At 72.1% G+C, this 23,537-nt stretch carries 17 protein-coding genes; 6 read left to right on the top strand and 11 right to left on the bottom strand.

Annotated elements, in window-relative coordinates:
* Positions 1–791 precede the first annotated feature (791 nt).
* The 5 genes from ACJ5H2_RS19670 to ACJ5H2_RS19650 form a co-directional block, all read right to left on the bottom strand.
* On the bottom strand, positions 792–4,187 hold the full coding sequence (locus ACJ5H2_RS19670) for a pyruvate carboxylase (RefSeq protein WP_408897127.1): 3,396 nt from the start codon (positions 4,185–4,187) through the stop codon (positions 792–794).
* Between the two features lie 55 nt (positions 4,188–4,242).
* Positions 4,243–5,535 (bottom strand): 2-oxo acid dehydrogenase subunit E2, encoded by a 1,293-nt coding sequence (locus ACJ5H2_RS19665; RefSeq protein ID WP_408897126.1) that lies wholly within the window; start codon positions 5,533–5,535, stop codon positions 4,243–4,245.
* An 11-nt stretch (positions 5,536–5,546) separates the two neighbouring features.
* Positions 5,547–8,204 (bottom strand): pyruvate dehydrogenase (acetyl-transferring), homodimeric type, encoded by a 2,658-nt coding sequence (aceE, locus tag ACJ5H2_RS19660; RefSeq protein WP_408897125.1) that lies wholly within the window; start codon positions 8,202–8,204, stop codon positions 5,547–5,549.
* Positions 8,205–8,292: 88 nt separating this feature from the next.
* Positions 8,293–9,189, bottom strand: coding sequence for a LysR family transcriptional regulator (locus tag ACJ5H2_RS19655; RefSeq protein WP_408897124.1), 897 nt, complete (start codon positions 9,187–9,189; stop codon positions 8,293–8,295).
* A 27-nt stretch (positions 9,190–9,216) separates the two neighbouring features.
* Positions 9,217–9,891, bottom strand: a complete 675-nt coding sequence (locus ACJ5H2_RS19650; RefSeq protein WP_408897123.1) for a lipoyl protein ligase domain-containing protein — start codon at positions 9,889–9,891, stop codon at positions 9,217–9,219.
* Between the two features lie 69 nt (positions 9,892–9,960).
* On the opposite strand from ACJ5H2_RS19650, the gene ACJ5H2_RS19645 reads away from it, so the two are divergent.
* Complete coding sequence (locus ACJ5H2_RS19645) at positions 9,961–10,653, top strand: NAD-dependent deacylase (RefSeq protein ID WP_408897122.1); 693 nt, start codon at positions 9,961–9,963, stop codon at positions 10,651–10,653.
* A 96-nt stretch (positions 10,654–10,749) separates the two neighbouring features.
* Here the strand turns inward: ACJ5H2_RS19645 and ACJ5H2_RS19640 are convergent, their stop codons facing one another.
* Entirely contained in the window at positions 10,750–11,517 is a 768-nt protein-coding gene (locus tag ACJ5H2_RS19640) for a TetR/AcrR family transcriptional regulator (protein WP_408897121.1), read from the bottom strand.
* Between the two features lie 114 nt (positions 11,518–11,631).
* Between ACJ5H2_RS19640 and ACJ5H2_RS19635 the strand changes: the two genes are divergently transcribed.
* Positions 11,632–13,788 (top strand): MMPL family transporter, encoded by a 2,157-nt coding sequence (locus tag ACJ5H2_RS19635; protein WP_408897120.1) that lies wholly within the window; start codon positions 11,632–11,634, stop codon positions 13,786–13,788.
* A gap of 13 nt (positions 13,789–13,801) precedes the next feature.
* On the opposite strand, the gene ACJ5H2_RS19630 is transcribed toward ACJ5H2_RS19635, so the two are convergent.
* The 3 genes from ACJ5H2_RS19630 to ACJ5H2_RS19620 all read right to left on the bottom strand — a co-directional run bounded on the left by ACJ5H2_RS19630 (position 13,802) and on the right by ACJ5H2_RS19620 (position 16,389).
* A complete protein-coding gene (locus ACJ5H2_RS19630; RefSeq protein WP_203048718.1) occupies positions 13,802–14,554 on the bottom strand; it encodes an ABC transporter permease in 753 nt (250 codons plus the stop codon).
* The gene (locus tag ACJ5H2_RS19625) at positions 14,551–15,582 is read right to left on the bottom strand and encodes an ATP-binding cassette domain-containing protein (RefSeq protein ID WP_408897119.1); all 1,032 of its coding nucleotides are present in this window, start codon (positions 15,580–15,582) and stop codon (positions 14,551–14,553) included. Before ACJ5H2_RS19625 ends, ACJ5H2_RS19630 begins: the two co-directional genes overlap by 4 nt.
* A 177-nt stretch (positions 15,583–15,759) precedes the next feature.
* On the bottom strand, positions 15,760–16,389 hold the full coding sequence (locus tag ACJ5H2_RS19620) for a PadR family transcriptional regulator (RefSeq protein WP_408897118.1): 630 nt from the start codon (positions 16,387–16,389) through the stop codon (positions 15,760–15,762).
* A 22-nt stretch (positions 16,390–16,411) separates the two neighbouring features.
* Between ACJ5H2_RS19620 and ACJ5H2_RS19615 the strand changes: the two genes are divergently transcribed.
* The 4 genes from ACJ5H2_RS19615 (at position 16,412) to thpR (ending at position 20,497) form a co-directional block, all read left to right on the top strand.
* Positions 16,412–17,929 (top strand): MDR family MFS transporter, encoded by a 1,518-nt coding sequence (locus ACJ5H2_RS19615; protein WP_408897117.1) that lies wholly within the window; start codon positions 16,412–16,414, stop codon positions 17,927–17,929.
* A gap of 97 nt (positions 17,930–18,026) precedes the next feature.
* Complete coding sequence (locus ACJ5H2_RS19610) at positions 18,027–19,172, top strand: acyl-CoA dehydrogenase family protein (RefSeq protein ID WP_408897116.1); 1,146 nt, start codon at positions 18,027–18,029, stop codon at positions 19,170–19,172.
* A 36-nt stretch (positions 19,173–19,208) separates the two neighbouring features.
* Positions 19,209–19,943 carry a VIT family protein gene (locus ACJ5H2_RS19605; RefSeq protein WP_408897115.1) on the top strand — a complete coding sequence of 245 codons (735 nt, stop codon included), beginning with the start codon at positions 19,209–19,211 and terminating at the stop codon, positions 19,941–19,943.
* Positions 19,943–20,497 (top strand): RNA 2',3'-cyclic phosphodiesterase, encoded by a 555-nt coding sequence (gene thpR, locus ACJ5H2_RS19600; RefSeq protein ID WP_408897114.1) that lies wholly within the window; start codon positions 19,943–19,945, stop codon positions 20,495–20,497. The genes ACJ5H2_RS19605 and thpR overlap by 1 nt, the downstream gene beginning before the upstream one ends.
* 63 nt (positions 20,498–20,560) lie before the next feature.
* Here the strand turns inward: thpR and pntB are convergent, their stop codons facing one another.
* Both pntB and ACJ5H2_RS19590 read right to left on the bottom strand, forming a co-directional pair.
* Complete coding sequence (pntB, locus tag ACJ5H2_RS19595; RefSeq protein ID WP_408897113.1) at positions 20,561–21,985, bottom strand: Re/Si-specific NAD(P)(+) transhydrogenase subunit beta; 1,425 nt, start codon at positions 21,983–21,985, stop codon at positions 20,561–20,563.
* 3 nt (positions 21,986–21,988) lie between these two features.
* The gene (locus tag ACJ5H2_RS19590; RefSeq protein WP_408899654.1) at positions 21,989–23,527 is read right to left on the bottom strand and encodes a Re/Si-specific NAD(P)(+) transhydrogenase subunit alpha; all 1,539 of its coding nucleotides are present in this window, start codon (positions 23,525–23,527) and stop codon (positions 21,989–21,991) included.
* Positions 23,528–23,537 lie beyond the last annotated feature (10 nt).

The following is a 23,537-nucleotide window of genomic DNA, read 5'->3' as shown; positions in this document are numbered from 1 at the left end:
CATAGTGCCGTCATCGACCACGTGCAGCCACTGAGCGTGCCGCGCTTCCCCTGGTACTACTGAGCCCCGCCGCCCCTGTGGAGGGGGTGCGCGCCGGCCGGCTTGCATCGGGCACGGTGGCGCGATGGAACCGGCCGAGGCCCTGGCGACGCTCGGGGGCGTTGCCTCTCGCACGCCGCCTGGTCGCGCTGACCTCGCGGCGCCGGGTCGACCGCGCCGAGAGGTCCGGGACGATCGTGCGTGCGGGGCGCAGTCGCTATCGCCTGCCGGAGCTGGAGCGGGACCTTCGCCGGGCGGTGGAGCTGGGCGGTCGGGTGGCGGTGCTGAGCGCCGCGGTCGCCCACCGGTGGGAGGTGCCGGCGCCGCCCGCACGGCCCTGGGTGATGTTCGACCACCGCTCGCGCGGCGCGACGGCGACGGATGTCGAGCGGGTGTGGGGTGACCTGCGCGACGAGTCCGGCCTCGTCACCTCCCAGCGGCGCACGGTGGTGGACTGTGCGCGGCGGCTGCCCTTCGACCTGGCGCTGTGCGTCGCGGACTCGGCGCTGCGTCACGGGATGGACGCCGACACCTTCGTCGCGGATGTGCACACCGTCCGGGGCAAGGGGGCCGCACAGGCGCGAGAGATCGCAGGTCTCGCGTCGCCGCTGGCGATCAACCCCTTCGAGAGCCGCCGGGGTGGGTCCTGGACTGTCTGCGGCGGTGGGCAGGAGGGAAGGGAAAGGCAGGGCGACCGGCCGGATCGAGGGGCGCGGGGTGACTGCATCCCTGCGCCGGGGTACGCCGACGGCTCAGTCGAGCACGACCACCAGGTCACCGCCCTCGACCGACTGGGTGCCGGCGATGGCGAGGCGCTTCACGACGCCCGCGACCGGGGCGGTGATCGAGGCCTCCATCTTCATCGCCTCGATGGTCGCGACGGTGTCGCCCGCGGCGACCTCGTCGCCCTCCGCGAGGACGACGGTGACGACGCCCTGGAAGGGCGCGGCGACGTGGCCGGGCTGCGCGGGGTCGGCCTTCTCGGCTGCGGCGACCTCGGCGGACACCGACCGGTCGCGCACCGAGATGGGCCGGATCTGGCCGTTGAGCCGTGCCAGCACGGTGCGGTAGCCGCGCTCGTCGGGCTCGCTGATCGCCTCGAGCTCGACCAGCAGCCGCTTGCCCTCGTCGATGTCGACCGCGTGCTCGGTCTCGGGCTGCAGGCCGTACAGGAACTCCGCCGTCGGTACGACGGACAGGTCGCCCCACTTCGCCCGTGCCTCCGCGAACTCCCGGGTCGGGCCCGGGAAGAGCAGCCGGTTGAGCGTCTCTCGGCGCCCGGACGAGCCCGCGGCCAGGGCGGCCTCGTCCTCGGCCGAGAGGGTCTCGGCGGGCGGGGTCCAGGACCGGCCCTCGATGGCCTTGCTGCGGAAGGGCTCGGGCCAGCCGCCCGGCGGGTCGCCGAGCTCGCCGTGCAGGAAGCCGATGACCGACGCCGGGATGTCGTACGACGACGGGTCGGCCGCGAACGCCGCCGGGTCGGCCCCCGCGGCGACCAGCGCCAGGGCGAGGTCGCCGATCACCTTCGAGGACGGGGTCACCTTGGGTACGCGGCCGAGGATGTCGTTGGCGGCGGCGTACATGTCCTCGACCTGCTCGAACTTCTCGCCGAGGCCGAGTGCGATGGCCTGCTGGCGCAGGTTCGAGAGCTGGCCGCCGGGGATCTCGTGGCGGTACACGCGCCCGGTGGGGGCGGGGAGTCCCGACTCGAACGGTGCGTAGAGCCGGCGGACCGCCTCCCAGTAGGGCTCCAGCGCGTTGACGGCCGAGAGCGAGAGGCCGGTCGAGCGCTCCGCGTGGTCGGTGGCAGCGACCAGCGAGGAGAGCGGCGGCTGCGAGGTGGTGCCGGCCATGGAGGCGGTGGCCGCGTCGACGGCGTCCACGCCGGCGGCGATCGCAGCGGTGAGGGTGGCGAGCTGGCCGCCCGCGGTGTCATGGGTGTGCAGGTGCACGGGCAGGTCGAAGCGCTCCCGCAGCGCCGTCACGAGGGCGTGGGCCGCGGGCGCCCGCAGGAGTCCCGCCATGTCCTTGATCGCGAGCACGTGCGCCCCGGCGTCGACGATCCGCTCGGCTAGGCGCAGGTAGTAGTCGAGCGTGTACAGCTCCTCCGCGGGCGAGGAGAGGTCGCCGGTGTAGCACAGCGCGACCTCGGCGACAGCGGTCCCGGTGGCCCGGACCGCGTCGATGGCCGGGCGCATCTGCTCGACGTCGTTGAGCGCGTCGAAGATGCGGAAGACGTCGATCCCGGTCGCGGCCGCCTCCTCGACGAAGGCATCGGTGACGGCAGTCGGGTAGGGGGTGTAGCCGACCGTGTTGCGTCCGCGCAGGAGCATCTGGAGGCAGATGTTGGGCACGGCCTCGCGCAGCCGCGCCAGCCGGTCCCACGGGTCCTCGCTGAGGAAGCGCAGCGCCACGTCGTACGTCGCACCGCCCCAGCACTCGAGCGACCACAGCTGCGGCGTCATCCGCGCGACGTGGCCGGCGACGCCGAGCAGGTCGTGGGTGCGCACCCGGGTCGCGAGCAGCGACTGGTGGGCGTCACGGAACGTCGTGTCGGTCACGGCGACCGGCGCCTGCGCGCGCAGCTCCGCGGCGAACCGCTCGGGGCCGAGCTCGCGCAGGCGCTGCCGCGACCCGTCCGGGGCCGGCGCGGCCAGGTCCACCTCGGGCAGCTTGGCAATCGGCGCGACCGAGACCGGTACGACGCCGTGGGGCTGGTTGACGGTGACGTCGGCCAGGTAGGTGAGCAGCCGGGTGCCGCGGTCGCCCGACGCGCGCGCGGTGAGCAGCTGGGGGTGGGTCTCGATGAAGCTGGTCGTCACGGCGCCGGAGGCCGCGTTCGCGAAGTCGGGGTCGTCCAGCAGGGCCTGCAGGAAGGGGATGTTCGTTGCGACGCCGCGGATCCGGAACTCCGCGACCGCGCGCCGCGCCCGCGCCACGGCGTCCTCGAACGTGCGCCCGCGGCAGGTCAGCTTGGCGAGCATCGAGTCGAAGTGCGGGCTGACCTCGGCGCCGGTGAAGGTCGTCCCGCCGTCGATGCGGACGCCGGCCCCGCCCGGGGAGCGGTACGCCGTGATGGTGCCCGTGTCCGGGCGGAAGCCGTTCGCGGGGTCCTCGGTGGTGATCCGGCACTGCAGGGCGGCCCCGCGCAGGCGCACCGCGTCCTGGGTCAGCCCGAGGTCGGCCAGCGTCTCGCCGGAGGCGATCCGCAGCTGGGCCTGGACCAGGTCGACGTCGGTCACCTCCTCGGTGACCGTGTGCTCGACCTGGATCCGCGGGTTCATCTCGATGAAGACGTAGCTGCCGGAGGGGTCGAGGAGGAACTCCACGGTGCCGGCGCACGAGTAGCCGATCTCGCGGGCGAAGCGCACGGCGTCCGCGCAGATCCGCTCCCGCAGGTCGGGGTCGAGGCCCGGCGCCGGCGCGATCTCGACGACCTTCTGGTGGCGGCGCTGCACGGAGCAGTCGCGCTCGAAGAGGTGGATCACCTCGCCGCTGCCGTCGGCGAGGATCTGCACCTCGATGTGCCGGGGGTCCACGACGGCCTGCTCGATGAACACGGTCGGGTCGCCGAAGGCGCCCTCGGCCTCGCGCATGCAGGTCTCGATCGCCTCGCGCAGCTGGGACCGGTCGTCGACCCGGCGCATGCCGCGCCCGCCGCCACCCGCGACGGCCTTGACGAAGAGCGGTGCCGGGATCGACTCGGCCGCGGCCACCAGCGCCTCGACGTCCGTCGACGGCTCGACCGACGCCAGGGTGGGCACCCCGGCGGCCTTCGCCGCCGCGATCGCGCGCGCCTTGTTGCCGGTGAGCGTCAGCACCTCCGCGGACGGGCCGACGAAGGTGATGCCCGCGGCGGCGCAGGCCTCGGCGAGCGCGGGGTTCTCCGACAGGAATCCGTAGCCGGGGTAGATGGCGTCGGCGCCCGCGGCGACCGCCGCGGCGACAATCGCGTCGGGGTCGAGATAGGTGCGCACCGGGTGCCCGCGCTCCCCGATCTCGTAGGCCTCGTCCGCCTTCAGCCGGTGCTCGGACCCCCGGTCCTCGTAGGGGAAGACGGCGACCGTGCCCGCGCCGAGCTCGTAGGCGGCCCGGAAGGCCCGGATCGCGATCTCGCCACGGTTGGCGACCAGAACCTTCGAGAACATCGGCACTCCTGCGGGTCAGCGGGCGGCGTTCACTGTGTCATTCTCTGTACCACTGTCACAGCGCCAGTCGGCGTACGTCGGCGGCGAGGTGAGCGAGATGGGCGGTGAAGCGTGCCGCCAGCGCTCCGTCGATGACCCGGTGGTCGTAGGACAGGCACAGCGGCAGCATCAGGCGCGGCACGAAGGACTCGCCGTCCCACACCGGCGACGTCTTCGAGCGTACGACGCCCAGGATGGCCACCTCGGGCGCATTGACGATCGGCGTGAACGCGGTGCCTCCGATCCCGCCGAGGCTGCTGATGGTGAACGTCGCCCCCTGCAGGTCGGCGCCGGTCAGCTTGGCGTCGCGGGCCCGTGCGGACAGGTCGGCCAGCTCGCGGCTGATCTCGAGGATGCCCTTGCGGTCGACCTCGCGCACGACCGGCACGACCAGCCCGTCGGGGGTGTCCACGGCGACGCCGATGTTGACGTAGTCCTTGAGCACGAGCTCCTCGCCCGACAGCGAGCTGTTGACCTCGGGATGCTTGCGAAGCGTCGCGGCGGCGGCCTTGAGGAGGAAGCTGAGCAGGGTGACCCGGTAGCCGTCGGCCTTCGCGGCCTCGTCGAGCTCGCGTCGGTAGGCGTCGAGGTCGGTGATGTCGGCCTCGTCGCAGTGGGTCACATGGGGGACGTTGAGCCAGGACCGCTGCAGGTGCGGGCCGGAGATCCTCTTGATCCGCGACAGCGGGACCCTGCGGACGGGGCCGAACTTCGCGAAGTCGACCTCGGGGACGGGCGGGATTCCCGCGCCTGCGGGGGAGCCGCTGGTAGCAGGTGCGACGCCGCGGTCGTAGTGGGTCAGCAGGTCCTGCTTGGTGACGCGGCCCTTCACCCCGCTGCCCGAGACGGCGGCCAGGTCCACGTCGAGCTCGCGGGCGAGGCGGCGGACGAGAGGGGTCGCGCGGAGGCCGTCGCGGCCGGCGGTCACCGTCCCCTCGGCCGCCTCGGGTACGACGACCGGCGCGACCGGCTGCGCGAGCGGCTGCGGGGCCGGCTGCGCGACCGGGGCTGCCGGCGCGGCGGGCTCCGGGACCGGCGCCGGCTCCGCGGGCGGTGCGGCCTCCTCGGCCGCGGTCTCGGCGACCGCGATCACGCTGCCCTGGCTGACCTTGTCGCCCACCGCGACGGAGACGGAGACGATCGTCCCGTCGACGGGCGAGGGCACCTCCATCGTCGCCTTGTCCGTCTCCAGGGTGATGAGCGGGTCCTCGGCGCGCACGACGCTGCCCGGGGCGACGAGCACCTCGATGACGGGTACGTCGGAGAAGTCGCCGATGTCGGGAACGCGAATGTCGATGCCGTTGTCCACAGTTGCCGTCCTCATGCGTGGGCCGGGTCGGCCCGGTCGGGGTCGATGCCGTACTTCTCGATCGCCTCGGCGACCACCTCGGGGGCGACAGTGCCCGCCTCTGCCAGGCGGCGCAGGGCCGTCACCGCGATGAAGTGCCGGTCCACCTCGAAGTGGCGGCGCAGGTTGCGGCGGTAGTCGGAGCGGCCGTAGCCGTCGGTGCCGAGGGCGGTGTAGCTGCCCGGCACGAAGGCGCGGATCTGGTCCGCGTAGGACTTCATGTAGTCCGTGGCGGCGACCACCGGCGCGGTGCGCCCGGCCAGCAGCTCGGTGACATAGGGCGTCCGCGGCTCCTCGAGCGGGTGCAGCGTGTTCCACCGCTCGACGGCGAGGCCGTCGCGGCGCAGCTCGGTGAAGCTCGGCACGCTCCACACGTCTGCCTTCACCTTGAAGTCCTTCGCCAGCAGGTCGGCCGCGGCGAGCACCTCGCGCAGGATGGTGCCCGAGCCGAGCAGGTCGACCTTCGCGGCACCGCGTCCGCTACCCGGTCGCAGCAGGTACATCCCCCGGACGATGCCCTCGGCGGCGCCCTCCGGCATGGGCGGGTGCTCGTAGTTCTCGTTCATCAGCGTCAGGTAGTAGAAGACGTCCTCCTGCTCGGCGTACATCCGGCGCAGGCCGTCGGCGACGATGACCGCCAGCTCATAGGCATAGGTCGGGTCGTAGGCGACGCAGTTGGGGATGGTGGCCGCCTGCAGGTGGCTGTGCCCGTCCTCGTGCTGGAGGCCCTCGCCGTTCAGCGTGGTCCGTCCCGCGGTGCCGCCGAGGAGGAAGCCGCGGGCGCGCATGTCGCCGGCGGCCCAGGCGAGGTCGCCGATCCGCTGGAAGCCGAACATCGAGTAGTAGATGTAGAACGGGATCATCGGGGTGTCGCTGCTGGAGTACGACGTGGCGGCGGCGATCCACGACGACATGGCGCCGGCCTCGTTGATGCCCTCTTGGAGGATCTGGCCGCTGGCGTCCTCCTTGTAGAACATCAGCTGGTCGGCGTCCTCGGGCGTGTAGAGCTGGCCGCTCTGCGAGAAGATCCCGACCTGGCGGAACAGGCCCTCCATCCCGAACGTGCGGGCCTCGTCCGGGACGATGGGCACCACCCGCCGGCCGACCTCGGGGTCGCGCAGCAGCTTGGTGAGGATCTGGACGAAGGCCATCGTCGTGGACAGGGAGCGGCCGTTCGAGCCGGCGGTCTGCGCGGCGAACGCCTCGATGCCGGGCACGGCCAGCGGGCTCGACGTACGACGCCGCTGCGGGAGATAGCCGCCGAGCTCGCGCCGCCGCGCGTGGAGGTAGTCGTGCTCCGGCGTGCCAGGAGCGAAGGACACATAGGGCAGGTCGAGGAGCTGCTCGTCGCCGACCGGGACCTGGAAGCGGTCCCGGAAGGCCCGCAGCGCCGGCTCGGCGACCTTCTTCGCCTGGTGGCTGATGTTCTGCGCCTCCCCGGCCGCGCCGAGGCCGTAGCCCTTGACGGTCTTGGCCAGGACCACGGTCGGCGTCCCGGTGTGCGCGTGGGCCGCGGCGTACGCGGCGTACACCTTCTGCGGGTCGTGGCCGCCGCGGGTCAGCCGCCAGATCTCGTCGTCGCTCCAGCCGGCGACCATCTGCGCGAGCTCGGGGTCGACGCCGAAGAAGTGCTCGCGCACGTAGGCGCCGTCCTTGGACTTGAAGGTCTGGTACTCCCCGTCGACGCACTCCATCATCCGGCGCTTGAGGGCGCCGGTGGTGTCCTTGGCGAGCAGCTCGTCCCAGGTGGAGCCCCAGATCAGCTTGATGACGTTCCAGCCGGCGCCGCGGAAGACGCCCTCGAGCTCCTGGATGATCTTGCCGTTGCCGCGCACCGGGCCGTCGAGGCGCTGGAGGTTGCAGTTCACGACGAAGACCAGGTTGTCGAGCTTCTCCCGCGCCGCCATCGAGATCGCACCGAGCGACTCGGGCTCGTCGGTCTCGCCGTCGCCCAGGAACGCCCACACCTTGCGGCCGGCGGTGTCCGCGAGCCCGCGCGCGTGGAGGTACTTGAGGAAGCGCGCCTGGTAGATCGCCATCAGCGGCCCGAGGCCCATGGACACCGTCGGGAACTGCCAGAAGTCGGGCATCAGCCAGGGGTGCGGGTACGACGACAGCCCCGATCCGGCAGCGCCACCGGTCTCCTGGCGGAAGCTGTCGAGCTGGGCCTCCGTGAGCCGGCCCTCGAGGAAGGCGCGGGCGTAGATGCCGGGGGAGAGGTGGCCCTGCACGTAGACGAGGTCACCGCCGTGGCTCTCCGACGGGGCGTGCCAGAAGTGCTGGAAGCCGACGTCGTACAGCGTGGCGGCGGACTGGAAGCTGGAGAGGTGGCCGCCGAGCTCGGTGGAGTCCTTGTTGGCGCGCAACACCATCGCCAGGGCGTTCCACCGGATCGCGGAGCGGATCCGGTGCTCGATCTCGCGGTCGCCCGGATGGGCCGGCTCGTCGTCGACGGCGACCGTGTTGACGTAGGGCGTGGTCGCGACGAACGGCACCCGGGCGCCGAGGCGCTGCGCCTCCTCCATCACCTGGTCCAGGAGATACCTCGTGCGGGCCTCGCCCTCGAACTCCAGGACGGCCGCGAGCGCGTCGCGCCACTCCTGGGTCTCGGCGGGGTCGATGTCGGTCATCGCAGGGGTCCCTCGGGTCGGCGGTGATGGGCGTCACCATCCTGCGTGCCGAGCCGGCCATGCGTCTAATGCCTACTTCAAGGACAAATTATGCATCAGACACATGGATGCGCCGGCTCGCGCGGAGCGCGTGCTCACGGAAGTGCGCCGATGCGGGCGGGAGGGTTCGCTCGCGCACCCAGGCCAGCCCGATCTCGCGCGAGGCGCGCACGTCGGTGACCCGCAGCGACGGCGCGGCCGGGGCGGCGCCGCCGCGGGGCTCGGGCAGGAGGGCGACGCCGAGGCCGGCGGAGACCAGCCCGCGCAGGGTCTCGACCTCCTCGCCCTCGAAGCCGATCCGGGGTGCGAAGCCGACCTCCGCGCACAGCTCCTCGGTCACCGCGCGCAGGCTGAACCCGGTCTTGAGCACGATGAACTGCTCGTCCGCCACGTCGCCGAGCCGCGCCGTACGGCGGGCGGCGAGCCGGTGGTCCGGAGGCACGGCGAGACGCAGCGGCTCCAGGAACAGGCGCCGGCTCTCCAGCGACGCCATCCGGGGGCGGTCGCCGGTGATCGCGAGGTCGACCGCACCGTGCAGCAGGTCGTCGACCAGGCCGGCGTCGCCGTGCTGGCGCAGGTCGAAGCGGACCTGGGGACGCTCCGCCCGGAAGCCGCGGATCAGCTCGGGCACCAGCCACGTGCCCAGGGTGTGCAGGAAGGCCACCGGCACGAAGCCGCCGCCGGGCGCGGTGAGGTCCTGCACCGAGCGGACGCCCCGCTCGTAGGCGTCGAGGGTCTCGCGGGCGTGCTCGACCAGCTCCCGGCCGGCCGGCGTCAGCACCAGGCCCCGCCCGACCCGCTGGAAGAGCGCGGTGCCGACCTCGCGCTCCAGCCGCGCCAGGGCGCGCGAGACCGCGGGCTGGGTGCGGTGGACCTGCTCGGCCGTCTCGGTCACGGTGTGCCCGTCGGCCACCGCGAGGAATGCGCGGATCGTGTCCAGCTCCATGGGGGCGATGCTCTCAGTGCATGGGTCTCAGTGCACGGTCCGCTCGCCGACCAGCTCGCGCAGCACCGCCGCACGCAGCGCGTCGAGCCGCGATCCGACGCCGGTGGCGCGCTCGGCCAGGTCGGCCCCGGCCGCCCTGCGGTCGGCCGGGTCCAGGGCGAGGAGGTCCAGGACGTCGGACGGGTCCCAGCGGTCGTAGGCGATGCACTGGAAGCGGGCGCCGGCCCTCGTGCGCCGCTGGGAGATCCCCACGACCTTGCGCCCCGCGAGGAGGACCTCGCCCGGACCGAGGGCGGCGAAGCAGACGAGCCGCCCCCAGGGAGTCTGCTCGAGGCCGCCGCGGTAGAGCTCCGCGTCCAGGTCGAGGGCCGCGAGGGCCCGCTGCCACGCCTCGCCGAGCCAATACGTCGCCTGGCGCACGTCGTCGCTCCAGCGAGTGTCGCCGCGCGGCACGACGACGTCCAGCCACACCGACCGGGCCGGGTCGACGTACACCGCGCCACCGCCGCTGCGGCGCCGGACGACGGCGACGCCCGCGGCGGCCGTGGCCTCCGCGTCCGCGACGGTGTGGTCCTGGGCGCTGCCGAGGACCAGGGCCCGGTGCGACGGCTCGAAGGACCAGACCTCCGCCTCCGGGAGGTCCTCCGGGATGGCGCGCGCGTGGAAGTCGGCGACCGACCCGGTGACCTCGCGGAGCTGCACGAGCGACGATTCTGCCGGATCCCGTGGACGGGTGACGGCGGTCACCCGGCCGACGGGTAGCCTCCGCTCGTGCCCCAGATCGTCGTCCTGACCGGTGCCGGCATCTCCGCCGAGAGCGGCGTGCCGACCTTCCGCGACGCCGACGGTCTCTGGGAGGGGCACCGGGTCGAGGACGTCGCGACGCCGGAGGGCTTCGAGCGGGACCGCGCCACGGTGCAGCGCTTCTACGACGAGCGCCGGGCCGCGCTGGCGACGGTCGAGCCGAACGCCGCGCACCGCGCCCTCGCCGAGCTCGAGGAGACCTTGGGCACCGGTCTGCTCGTCGTCACCCAGAACATCGACGACCTCCACGAGCGCGCCGGCTCGCGCAACGTGGTCCACATGCACGGCGAGCTGCTGAAGGCGCTGTGCCGCGCGTGTGGGGAGACCTGTCCCTGGAGCGGCACGCTCGTCGACGAGCCGGCCTGCCCGGGCTGCGGCGTCCACGACCTGCGTCCCGACGTGGTGTGGTTCGGCGAGGTGCCCTACGAGATGGACCGGATCGCCGAGGCGCTCTCGGAGGCCAGCCTCTTCGTCTCGGTCGGCACGTCGGGCGCGGTCTACCCCGCGGCCGGGTTCGTCCAGCACGCGCGCCGGCATGGCGCGCGCACCCTCGAGCTCAACCTCGAGCCCAGCGAGGGCAGCCACTTCTTCCACGAGTCCCGGCAGGGTCGGGCCGGCGACCTGGTGCCGGCCTGGGCCCGCGAGGTGCTCTGGACCTGACCGCGACCCGGCGCGAGAAGGCACCCGGAGTACGCCGACCCGGCGCGAAGTCGCAGGTCGAGTGCCATCTTCTGCCGGGTCGACGCGCGGGGAGCGTCAGCTGGTGACGGGTCGGGCCAGCTCCTCGTCGAGGATGGCCGTCAGCCGCTCACGCTCCTCGCCGAGGCCGAGGGGCCCGAGCCAGTCGAGGATCGTGGCCCGGAAGAGCTGGCCGGAGGCGATGACCCGGGGATCGCAGTGGCCGGTCGACTCCAAGGTGACCACGCCGTAGAGCGCCGACCACGAGCGCATGTAGACCCAGAGCAGGCCCCGCTCCTCCGCGGGGATGTGGTCGGCCTTGGCGGGGATCAGGGGCTCGAGGACCGCCTCGCGGATGACCGGGTCGAGCTCGTCGAGCGCCGGGTAGGGGAAGCGGTAGCGCTCCCAGATCTGCCAGAGCAGGTCGGTGAAGTAGTGGCCGGAGGTCGACACCGTCAGCAGCTCGCGGCGCTCGGTGTCGGCCTCGGCGATCGGGTTCGCGAAGACGAGGGCGAACTCGCGCGGCTTCGTCAGCGCCCAGTGCCGGAAGCGCGCGCACGCGACGGTCAGCCGGGCCGCGGGGTCGTCCTCGGGGAAGCGGGCCGCCGCCTCCGCCCAGGTCGCCGTGGCGGCCTTGTCGAGCTCGAAGGCCACCAGGTCGACGAGCTGCTGGTAGTTGGAGACGTAGCGGTAGAGCGCGGGAGCCGTCATGCCCATCCCCGCGGCGACGGCGCGTAGGGAGAGGTCGGCCCCCTCGTCCAGCAGCCGGGCGGCGACGGCGACGATCTCGTCGTACGTCGCCTCGCGCTGGCGCTCCCGTCGGGTGGGCACACGCAGGTGGGGCACGGGACTCCTCGAGATCGACTGACGAACGCTTGACGCGCGCAGTTTACACCGTTTACCGTTAACGGTGTTCACGAAACTGACTGAGGTTCACCAACACCTCCGGAAGGACCGATCATGATCGAGCGATGGGGCGCTCTCGTCGTGCGCCGAGCCGTGGCCGTGCTGCTCGTGGGGCTCGGCCTCACCGGACTCGCCGCCGTCGCCGGCCTCGGCCTGGAGGACAAGCTCTCGGCCGGCGGCTTCGACGACCCGGGCACCGAGTCGGCCCGCGAGCTCGCGCTCGAGCGGGAGACCTTCGGCAACCGCTCGATCGACGCGATCGTGATCTTCTCCAGCGACGACCGGGCCGTCGCGGACGAGGACTTCCGTGCCGAGGTCGAGCGCACGGTCGCGGCGATCCCGGACGACAGCGTGGTCTCCGTCGTCACCTGGTACGACGCGCAGGACCCCGCGATGGTCAGCGAGGACGGGCACGCGACGGCCGTCTACGTCTCCCTGGCGGGCGAGAGCCAGAACGACTTCATCGACTCCTTCGACGCGATGCGGCCCGAGGTCGAGGAGAGCTCCCTCGACACCGCCTTCGCCGGCCCCTACGCGGTCTACACCGACGTCAACGAGGAGACGAAGGCCGACCTGCTGCGCGCCGAGATCGTCTCGCTTCCCGTCGTGCTGATCCTCTCGCTCGTCATCTTCCGCAGCGTCGTGGCCGCGCTGATGCCCGTCCTGGTCGGCCTGGTCGCCGTGCTGGGGGCGCGGGCGACCATCGCGGGGCTCAACGAGCTCGTCGACGTCTCGATCTTCGCGCCCAACATCATCACCCTCCTCGGACTGGGCCTGGCGATCGACTACGCCCTCTTCGTGGTCTCCCGCTTCCGCGAGGAGATCGCCCGCGACCCCGCCGACCCCCGTCGCGCCGTGGTGCGCACGATGGCGACCGCCGGACGCACCGTCGCCTTCTCGGCGCTCACCGTCGCGGCCGCGATGAGCTCGCTCCTGGTCTTCCCGCAGACCTTCCTCAAGTCCATCGGGTACGGCGGCATCGCGGCCGTGCTCATCGCGATGGTCGCCGCCCTGACCCTTCTCCCCGCGACGCTGGCGCTGCTCGGCACGCGCATCGACGCGGTCCGCATCCCCTTCCTGCAGCGCGCGACCCCGGTCGAGAGCGACCACGGCGCATGGGCGCGCCTGGCCCGGGCCGTGATGCGGCGGCCCGTGGTCGTCGCGACCGGCGTGGTCGTCCTCCTGCTGGCCGTCGCCTCCCCGTTCCTCGGGGTGAGGTGGGGCAGCGTGGACTACCGCGTGCTCCCGTCCGACACCCCGTCGCACCAGGCCTCGGAGGTCCTCAACACCGAGTTCGGTCCCGAGCGCTCGACCGCCAACGTCCTGGTGACGGGGGCGGACGAGGCCGGCGTGGCGTCGTACACGGCGGACCTGGCGGACGTCGAGGGCGTGGTCGACGTGCGACCGGTCGCGAGCGAGGGCGACACGACGCTGCTGCGCGCGGCGTGGGAGGGCAACAGCCAGACCGACGCGTCCCAGCAGATGGTCCGCGACCTGAGAGCCGTCGCCGCCCCGGACGGTGCGGAGGCGCTCGTCGGTGGCCTGACGGCGGACACGGTCGACCTCGCGGGCTCGGTCAGGGACCACCTGCCCGTGATGGGCCTGATCGTCGTGGGCGTGATGCTCCTGCTGCTCTTCCTCGCGTTCGGCTCGGTGGTCCTCCCGCTCAAGGCGGTGCTGATGAACGCCCTGTCCATCACGGCGTCGTTCGGGGTGGTGACGTGGATCTTCAGCGACGGCCATCTGTCCGGCCTGCTGGGCTTCACCCCGCAGGGCTTCCTCGACCTGACCAACCCGATCGTGATGCTGGCCGTCCTCTTCGGGCTGTCGATGGACTACGAGGTCTTCCTGCTCTCGCGGGTCCGCGAGCAGTGGGACGCCACGGGCGACAACGACCTCGCGGTCCAGACGGGCGTGCAGAAGACCGGCCGGATCATCACCAGCGCGGCCCTGCTGCTCGCCGTCGTCATCGGTGCGTTCAGCCTCAGCGGCGTGGTGTTCATGAAGATGCTCGGGATCGGGATGCTGGTGGCGATCCTCGTCGACGCGACCGTCGTCCGGGCGCTGCTGGTGCCGGCGACGATGAAGCTGCTCGGCCGCTGGAACTGGTGGGCGCCCGCTCCGCTCGCCCGGTGGTGGACGCGGTACGGCTTCCGCGAGGGGCACGACGCCCCCGATGCGCCGCCGGACCGCGTCCTGGCCGGTCGCTGACCGGCCCGGGGGGTCAGGCGTTCTCCTTCTTGAACACCGACGTCCCCCACCACACCGCGAGACCGAAGAGGACCACGGTCCAGCCGACGCCCCACAGCATGGAGCCGTCGAAGTCGCCGAAGAAGGCGGCGCGGACGGCGTCGACCACGTGCCGGATCGGCATGAAGTCGCTGAGCCGCTCCAGCCAGCCGGCGCCGAAGCTCATCGGGAGCAGGATGCCGCTGAGCAGCAGCACCGGCATCATCACGACGTTGATCACCGGCGCCATGACGTCCTCGCTCTTCGTGGTGAGGGCGAGAGCGTTGGACGCGGCGGCGCAGGCGCCGCCGAGCATCAGGGTGAGGACGACGCCGACGACGATGCCGCCGAACGTCGCGTCCATGCCCATGACCAGGCCGAGCCCGACCAGGATCACCGCCTGGACGAAGAGCTGCAGCAGGTCGCGGTAGAGCCGGCCGAAGAGCAGCGCCGAGCGGTGTGCCGGCGTCACCCGCTCGGCCTCGATGACGCCCTCGCGCCACTCGCCGATGAGCGAGAACCCGGCGAAGAACGCCCCGAAGATGCCGAGCTGGACCAGCATGCCGGGCACGAACCAGGTGTACTTGTTGCCGCCGAGCTGGGCGATGACCGGCTCCAGGAGCGGCCCGAAGAGCAGCAGGTAGAGCACCGGCTGCAGCATGCCGATGATCACCCACGCGGGGTTGCGCAGGTTCATCCGCAGCTGGCGGTTGAAGACGATCCAGGACTCGCGGAGGAAGGTGTTCACGCGCGGGCTCCTTCGGTGGGGGCGTCGGCCTCTGCCTCGACCGCAGCGCCGTCCGCCGCCTCCGCGGCGGCCTCGGCGTCGCGCAGGGAGCGGCCGGTCAGGGTGAGGAAGACGTCGTCGAGGGTGGGGCGGACGACCTCGATGGACTCCAGGCCGACGCCCGAGCTCTCCAGGTCGCGGAGGAGTCCGGGGACCGCCTTGCCGGCGCGTGCGACGCGGCCGCGCACGTGGCGGTCCTCGACCTCGACGTCGGCACAGAGCGAGCCGAGCTTCTCACGGGCGATGGCGACCTGCTCGTCCGTGGCCACCTCGAGGTCCACGAGGTCGCCGGCGACGGCCGCCTTGAGGTTGTCGGCGGTGTCGCTGGCCACGATCTCGCCCTTGTCGATGATGACGATCCGGTCGGCGAGGGCGTCGGCCTCGTCGAGATAGTGCGTGGTGAGGAAGACGGTCGCGCCCTCCTTCGCCCGCAGGTCCGCGATGTGGTGCCACAGGTTGATCCGCGCCTGCGGGTCGAGGCCGGTGGTCGGCTCGTCGAGGAAGACGAGGGACGGCGAGTGGATGAGCGCCATCGCGATGTCGAGGCGTCGCTTCTGGCCGCCGGACATGTTCTTGGGCATCCGCCGCCACAGGCCGTCGAGCTGCAGCTTGTCGAAGAGCTCCTGGCCCTTGGCCACGGCCGCCTTCTTCGACATCCCGTAGAGCATCCCGTGGTCGACCACCTCGTCGCCGGCGTAGGCGCCGGAGAAGGTCGAGCCGACCTGCGAGCAGTAGCCGATGCTGCGCCGCACGTCGACGGCCTGGGTCGCGACGTCGTAGCCGGCGACCGTGGCGGTGCCGGCGGTCGGCTTGAGCAGCGTGGTGAGCATCCGCAGCGTCGTGGTCTTCCCGGCCCCGTTGGGCCCCAGGAAGCCGACGACCTCGCCCTCGGCGACGTCGAGGTCGACGCCGCGCACGGCGTGCACCTCCTTGCGCTGCTTGCCCTGTCCGCTGTGGAAGGTCTGCACGAGTCCTCGTGCACGGATCATGGTGGAGTCCCCTCGTAGTCAAGGTTGAACAATCCGAGTATTCAAACTTGAATACCGACTGTCAAATGGCCGTCCCCCGCAAGGACGACGGGACCACCCGTCCCGGGCCGAGCGCAAGCGGTTAACGGCGCCGGGTCCCGCGCGGCGCGACGCCATGGCGCGCCCCCCGCGGGTGTCTCAGCGCTCGAGCAGGGCGCGATAGCGCTCGCGGTCGGCGTTCATCTGCCAGCCCGGGTCGTCCGCGGGGGGCGTCCACGTGGAGGCGTCGAGGGCGAGCCGCCCGGCCTTGAGCTCCTCGATGGTCTCCCGCAGCCAGGCCAGCTCGGCCACGGCCAGGTCGAGCCACAGCACCACCGTCCGCAGGGCGTGCGGGGGCGCCTGCGCCGCGTCCGGGGGCGTCGCGAGCCGGGCCACGAGCTCCTCGAGCGCCACCCGGCGTCGTACCAGCGAGCGCAGCGCGTGCTCCGGGGGCACCAGCGGAAGCAGCCCGAAGGCGGCACTGAAGCCCTTGCGATCCACGACGCTGACCTCCTCGAGCCCGGCGGTGACCAGCCGCTCGAGCTCGTCCCGGCCCGCGCGGGTCACCTCGTAGACCGCGACCTCGCGCCCACCGTCCTCGAGGTCGTGGCGGACGAGGAAGCCCTGGCGCGTCAGCGTCGCCAGGCCGTTGTAGATCGAGCCGGGGTTGAGGTTGGCCCAGTCGTCGACGCTCCAGGACAGCAGCTCGCGCCGGATCTGGTAGCCGTTGACGGGCTCGAACAGCGCCACGGCACCCAGCAGCAGCATCCGGGTGTCGTGGGCGGCCATGGGGCCGAGTCTAGGAGCGGGAATGGCGTACGGCGCGGGGCGGTTGCGGCTGGACGTGACCCTGCCCGCCACCGCCCCGATCAGCCGAGCGAGCGTCGGGCTGCGCAGCGAGCGGGGGCCGGTCCTCGGCGCCGTCATGCTGAGCACCGCCCTGGTCGCCATCGACACGACGATCCTGGCCACCGCCGTGCCCGCGATCGTCGAGGACCTCGGCGGCTTCACCCAGTTCCCCTGGCTGTTCTCGACCTACCTCCTCGCCCAGGCCGTGACCACCCCGATCTACGGCAAGCTCGCGGACGTCTTCGGTCGCAAGCCGCTCATGCTGCTCGGGATCGGCCTGTTCGTGCTCGGCTCCGTGCTGTGCGCCGTGGCGTGGAGCATGACCGCCCTCATCGTGTTCCGCGCGGTGCAGGGCCTCGGCGCCGGAGCGATCCAGCCGGCCGGCATGACGATCATGGGTGACATCTACTCCGTCGCCGAGCGCGCGGTCGCGCAGAGCTACGTGGCGGGCGTGTGGGCGACCTCGGCCGTCGTCGGTCCGACGCTCGGTGGGCTCTTCTCCGAGCACGCGTCGTGGCGCTGGATCTTCTGGATCAACCTCCCGCTCGGCCTGGTCGCGGCCTTCGTCCTGCACCGGCGCTTCGACGAGTCCTCCGCCGGGCTGGCGCGCGGGCAGCGCCGTCCCGTCGACGTGCCCGGAGCCCTCCTGCTCGCCGTCGCCGCCGGCCTGCTCCTCCTCGGGCTGCTCGAGGGCGGCATCCGCTGGCCGTGGTTCTCGCCGGTGGGGGTCGGCATCTTCGCATTGGCCGCCGTGCTCCTCGCGGCCTTCGTGCTGGTCGAGCGCCGCGCGCCCGACCCCGTCCTCCCGCTGTGGGTGGTGCACCACCGCGTCCTGGGCTCGTCCCTCATCGGCGCCTTCGTGGTCGGCACGGTGATGCTCGGCGTGACGTCGTACGTGCCGGTCTACGCGCAACAGGTCCTCGGCGCCGGCGCCGTCACCGCCGGCCTCGCCGTCGCGGCGCTTGCCATCGGGTGGCCGATCGCGGCGAGCACCGCCGGGCGCTTCTACGTCCGCGGCAGCTACCGCGGCTGCCTCCTCGCCGGCGCCGCGTTCGGCCTGCTGGGCGCCGGGATCGTCGCGACGGCCGGCCCGGACAGCCCGGTGTGGGTGCTCGCGCTCGGCTGCCTGGTGCTCGGCCTGGGCCTGGGCTATGTCGCGAGCCCGGGCATCGTCGCCGCGCAGGCCGCGGTCACCTGGCGCGATCGCGGCGTCGCGACCGGCAGCAACATGTTCGCGCGCTCGGTCGGCAGCGCCGTGGGCGTCGCCGTCTTCGGCGCCATCGCCAACGGCGTCGTGGCCAGCCGCCTCGGTGGGGGCGAGCGGGCCGGCGACGTGGAGCTCGAGGCCCTCCCCGCGGCGGTGCTCGACCCGGCCCTGCACGCCGTCTTCCTCGCCGTCCTCGCCGCCGCGCTCGGCCTGGTGGTGGCGGGGCTGCTCATGCCGAAGCGGGTCGTGCCCGCCGGCGAGGACCCCGCCTGAGGCCTGCGCGGCGCGGGCCGGTGACCAACGATCCGGGCGGACTCGTTGTGCGCGGGGACAAGGACCGCGGATGTGACTCGCGAGTAGAGTCGCCCTCATGAAGCGTGAGATCTACGACGAGGACCACGAGGCCTTCCGTGCCTCCGTCAAGGAGTTCGTCGACCGGTCGGTCCTGCCGCACACCGAGGAGCACATCGCCAACAAGGCGCTGCCGCGCGAGTTCTGGCTCGAGGCCGGCAAGCAGGGCCTGCTCGGCCTGTGCATCCCGGAGGAGTACGGCGGCTCGGACGCCGGCGACTTCCGGTTCAACGCCGTGCTCCAGGAGGAGCTCGCGAAGGTCGGTGCGGCGTACCCGACCTGTCACGGCATCCACGCCGACATCACCGCGCCCTACATCGTCGAGCTCGGCACCGAGGAGCAGAAGCAGCGCTGGCTCCCGGGCGTCGCGTCAGGGGAGATCCTGCTCGGCATCGGCATGACCGAGCCGTCCGGCGGCTCCGATCTCGCCGCGCTCAAGACCACTGCCGTGCGCGACGGCGACTCCTGGGTGATCAACGGCTCGAAGACCTTCATCACCAACGGCTACTCCGGCGACCTCTTCGTCACCGCCGTGCGCACCGACCCGGAGAAGGGCCCGAAGGGCATCACCCTCTTCGGCATCGAGGCGACCGCGGAGGGGTTCTCGCGCGGTCGCAAGCTCGACAAGGTCGGCATGGAGGAGTCCGACACCGCCGAGCTGTTCTTCGAGAACGTCCGCGTCACCGACGCCGAGATCATCGGCGAGCTCAACATGGGCTTCATCCACATGATGCAGAAGCTGCCCCAGGAGCGGCTCGCCTGCGCCGTCGCCAATGTCGCGCACGCCAAGCAGATCCTGCTCGAGACCATCGAGTACGCCAAGGAGCGCCACGCCTTCGGCGCCCCCATCGGCACCTTCCAGCACAACAAGTTCCTGCTGGCCGACCTGGTCACCCGGATCGAGGCGGCCGAGGCGTACATCGACAAGTGCGTGCTCAACCACTCGCAGAAGACGCTCACGGCGATCGACGCCGCCAAGGCCAAGTGGTACTCCTCGCAGGTGCAGTCCGAGGTCCTCGACCACTGCGTCCAGATCCACGGCGGCTATGGCTTCATGAACGAGTACCGCGTCGCCCGTGCCTGGCGCGACGCCCGGGTCACCAAGATCTGGGCCGGCTCGAACGAGATCATGAAGGAGCTGATCGGGCGCGACCTGGGGCTGTGATCGCGCGGCCGGTCTCCGGTCGGGGATGATGGTCTCGTGGTGGATGCGGAGACGGCAGCGGAGGCGATCGGACCCCACGAGGACGAGCCCCACGAGCGCACCTTCAACGACCGGCTCAACTGGCTGCGCGCCGGCGTGCTCGGCGCCAACGACGGCATCGTCTCCACGGCGGGCATCGTGCTGGGCGTCGCCGGTGCGACCAGTGACCGCAGCGCCATCATGGTCGCCGGCATCGCGGGCCTCGCCGCGGGCGCGATGAGCATGGCGGCGGGGGAGTACGTCTCGGTCAGCACCCAGCGCGACTCCGAGGAGGCGCTGCTCGCCAAGGAGCGCCGTGAGCTGCGCGAGGACCCCGAGGACGAGCTCGCCGAGCTGGCCGGCCTGTACGTCGACAAGGGCCTCGACCCCGACCTCGCGCTGCAGGTGGCTCGGCAGCTCACCGAGAACGACGCCCTCGCGGCGCACGCCGAGGTCGAGCTGGGCATCGACCCCGACGACCTGACCAGCCCGTGGAACGCCGCGCTCGCCTCGATGCTGTCGTTCACGCTCGGCGCGCTGCTGCCCCTGCTGACCATCGTCCTCGTCGCCGCCGACGCGCGGGTCCCGGTCACCGTGGTCGCCGTCGTGGTGGCGCTGGTGCTCACCGGCTGGCTCAGCGCCCGCTTCGGCTACGGCTCGCCGACCCGCGCCGTGCTGCGCAACGTGGTGGGCGGCCTGCTGGCGATGGCGGTCACCCACGGCATCGGCCAGCTGGTCGGCACGCAGGTCTGATGCGCGTCTTCGCCGCCGTCGTCCCGCCCCCGCAGGCGATCGAGCACCTCGACGCCTTCCTCGAGCCGCGCCGGGGGGCCGCCGCCTTCCGGTGGACTCGACCCGAGCAGATGCACCTCACTCTGGCGTTCATGGCCGCGGCCCCGGAGCTCCGCGTCGACGCGTACGTCGACCGCCTGGCCGAGTCGCTCGACGACCTCGCTCCCGCCGAGCTGTCCCTGGCCGGGCCCGTGGTCTTCCCCCAGGTCACCGAGGCCCGGGTCCTCGCCACCGGGGTCACCGGGGCGACCGACCTGCTCGAGCGGCTCTCCGTCCGCGCTCGCAACGCCGCGGTCGCCTGCGGCATCGAGGTGGACGGCCAGCGCTTCCGGCCCCACGTCACGATCGCCCGCACCGGGGGCCACCCGACCGAGATGACCAGCTGGGTGCGGCTGCTGGAGACCTACGCCGGCCCGGCCTGGCCGCTGCGAGCCGTGGAGGTGGTCGCCTCCCACCTCGGCGAGGGCCCGCGCCGCACGCCTCGCTACGAGACGCTGGCCGAGATCGTCCTCTGAGGACGGCGAAGGGCCGGTCCCGTGGAGGACCGGCCCTTCGTCGTACCGCTGGGGATCGCGGGGTCAGTTGAGGTGGTGCACGATCTCCTCGACCTTGACCTTCGCGTCGCCGAACAGCATCTGGCTGTTCTCACGGAAGAACAGCGGGTTCTGGACCCCTGCATAGCCGGCGGCCATGGAGCGCTTGAAGACGATGACGTCCTTGGCGTTCCAGACCTCGAGCACCGGCATGCCGGCGATCGGGGAGGAGGGGTCCTCCGACGCGGCCGGGTTGACCGTGTCGTTGGCACCGATGACGAGGACGACGTCGGTGTCGGCGAAGTCGTCGTTGATCTCGTCCATCTCGAGCACGATGTCGTAGGGCAGCTTGGCCTCGGCGAGAAGCACGTTCATGTGGCCCGGGAGGCGCCCGGCGACGGGGTGGATGCCGAAGCGGACGTCGACGCCCTTGGCCCGCAGCTTCGCGGTCAGGTCGGCGACCGGGTACTGCGCCTGCGCCACGGCCATGCCGTAGCCCGGCGTGATCACCACCGACGAGGCGCCGGCGAGGAGCTCGGCGACGGCGTCGGCCTGGATCTCGCGGTGCTCGCCGTAGTCCTTGTCGTCGCCCGCGGGGGCCTCGATGCCGAAGCCGCCGGCGATCACGGAGATGAACGAGCGGTTCATCGCCTTGCACATGATGTACGACAGGTAGGCACCGGAGGAGCCGACGAGCGCGCCGGTCACGATCAGCAGGTCGTTGCCGAGCAGGAAGCCCGAGGCCGCCGCGGCCCAGCCGGAGTACGAGTTCAGCATCGAGACCACGACGGGCATGTCGCCGCCGCCGATCGAGGCGACGAGGTGCCAGCCCAGCGCCAGCGCGAGGACCGTGAGGACGCCCAGCAGGATGTCCGCCGACGTGTTGTCGTGGGTGTCGAGGGAGACGTAGATCGCGGTCAGGATCGCGAACAGCACCAGCGAGCCGACGTTGATGAGGTTCTTGCCCGGCAGCATGAGCGGGGCGGACTTCATCTTCGCCGACAGCTTCAGGTTGGCGACGATCGAGCCCGTGAAGGTGACCGCACCGATGAAGATGCCGATCGCGACCTCGGCCTCGTGGATGTTGACGAGGCTGGGCATCGAGTCGTGCGAGCCCAGGATGTGCCCGTTCCACCCGATGAGGACGGCGGCCAGACCGACGAACGAGTGCAGGGCCGCGATGAGCTCGGGCATGCCGGTCATCTCGACGATCTTCGCGCGCCACAGGCCGATCACGGCCCCGACGGCGATCGCGGCGATCATGAGGACGATGACGAGCGCCCGGTCGTCGACGTACTCGCTGACGTCGATGACGCCGGCCACCGTGGCGACGAGCGCGACGGCCATGCCGACGATGCCGAAGGTCAGGCCGCTGCGGGCCGACTCGTGCCGGGACAGGCCCGCCAGCGAGAGGATGAACAGCAGGGCGGCGACGATGTACGCCGCACCGGTGATGGAGGTGATGTCCATGGATCAGGCTCCCTTGCTGAACATCGCGAGCATGCGGCGTGTCACCGCGAACCCGCCGAACACGTTGATCGAGGCCAGCAGGATCGCGAGCGCGGACATGGCCAGCACCAGCTTGTCGTCGGTCGCGACCTGGACGAGCGCGCCGACCACCACGACGCCGGAGATGGCGTTGGTGACCGACATCAGCGGCGTGTGCAGCGCGTGCGCGACCTTGCCGATGACGTAGTAGCCGATCACGATCGACAGCATCAGCACGGTGAAGTGGCGCCGCAGCTCGTCGGTCGGGGCGAGGGCGTTGACGAGCCAGAACAGCCCGATCGCGCCCAGCACCAGGCCGACCTTCGCGCCCGCGGACAGGGGCTTCTTGGGCTCCTGGGCCGCCGCGGCCGCGGCGGCCGGGGCCGCGGCGGGGGCGGCCGAGACCTGCACCGCCGGGGGCGGCCACGTCGACTCGCCGTCGCGCACCACGGTGATGCCACGCTGGACGACGTCGTCGAAGTCCAGCGTGAGGTTGCCGTCCTTCTCCGGGGTCAGCAGCTTGAGCAGGTTGACGATGTTGGTGCCGTACAGCTGCGAGGTCTGTGCGGCGAGGCGGCCCGCGAGGTCGGTGTAGCCCAGGATGGTCACGCCGTTCTCGGTGACGACCTTCTGGTCGGCGACGGTGCCGGCGGCGTTGCCGCCGTTGGCCGCCGCCATGTCGACGATCACCGAGCCGTTGCGCATGCCGGCGATGGTCTCGGCGGTGATCAGCGAGGGGGCGGGACGTCCCGGGATCAGCGCGGTGGTGATGACGATGTCGGCGGCGCGGGCCTCCTCGTCGTACATCGCCGCGGTGGCGGCGACCTGCTCGGCGGTCATCTCCTTGGCGTAGCCGTCGGAGGAGACCTCCGCCTCGAACTCGACGTGGACGAACTGCGCGCCCATCGACTCGACCTGCTCGGCGACCTCGGGTCGCACGTCGAACGCGCGCACCACGGCGCCCATGGCCGAGGCCGCGCCGATCGCGGCGAGTCCGGCGACGCCGGCGCCCACGACGAAGACCCGGGCCGGGGGGATCTTGCCGGCGGCGGTGACCTGGCCGGTGAACATCCGGCCGAACTCGTGGGCGGCCTCCACGACCGCGCGGTAGCCCGCGACGTTGGCCATCGAGGACAGCACGTCCATCGACTGCGCGCGGGAGATCCGCGGGACCGCGTCCATGGCCAGCGCGGTGACGCCCTGGGCCTGGAACCGCTCCAACAGCTCGGGGCTGCGGCCCGGCGCCATCATCGAGATGATCGTGGCGCCCTTGCGGAGCCGGCCGATCTCCTCGTCGGTGGGGGCGTTGACCTTGACGACGACGTCGGCGGCCCACACCTCCTGCGTCGTGCCGACCCGCACACCGGCCTCGGTGAACGCGCTGTCGGGCTGGTCGGCGAGCTCGCCGGCGCCCGACTCGACGATCACGTCGTAGCCGAGGTTGGTCAGTTGGGTTACGGTCTTAGCGGTCGCCGCGACCAGGGTTTCGCCCTGTTTCGACTCGCGCGGGATGCCGATGAGCATCGAGCCTCCA

The organism is Nocardioides pymetrozini (genome assembly GCF_046058985.1).
Lineage (GTDB): Bacteria > Actinomycetota > Actinomycetes > Propionibacteriales > Nocardioidaceae > Nocardioides.
This window is presented reverse-complemented; position numbering and strand designations above follow the sequence as displayed.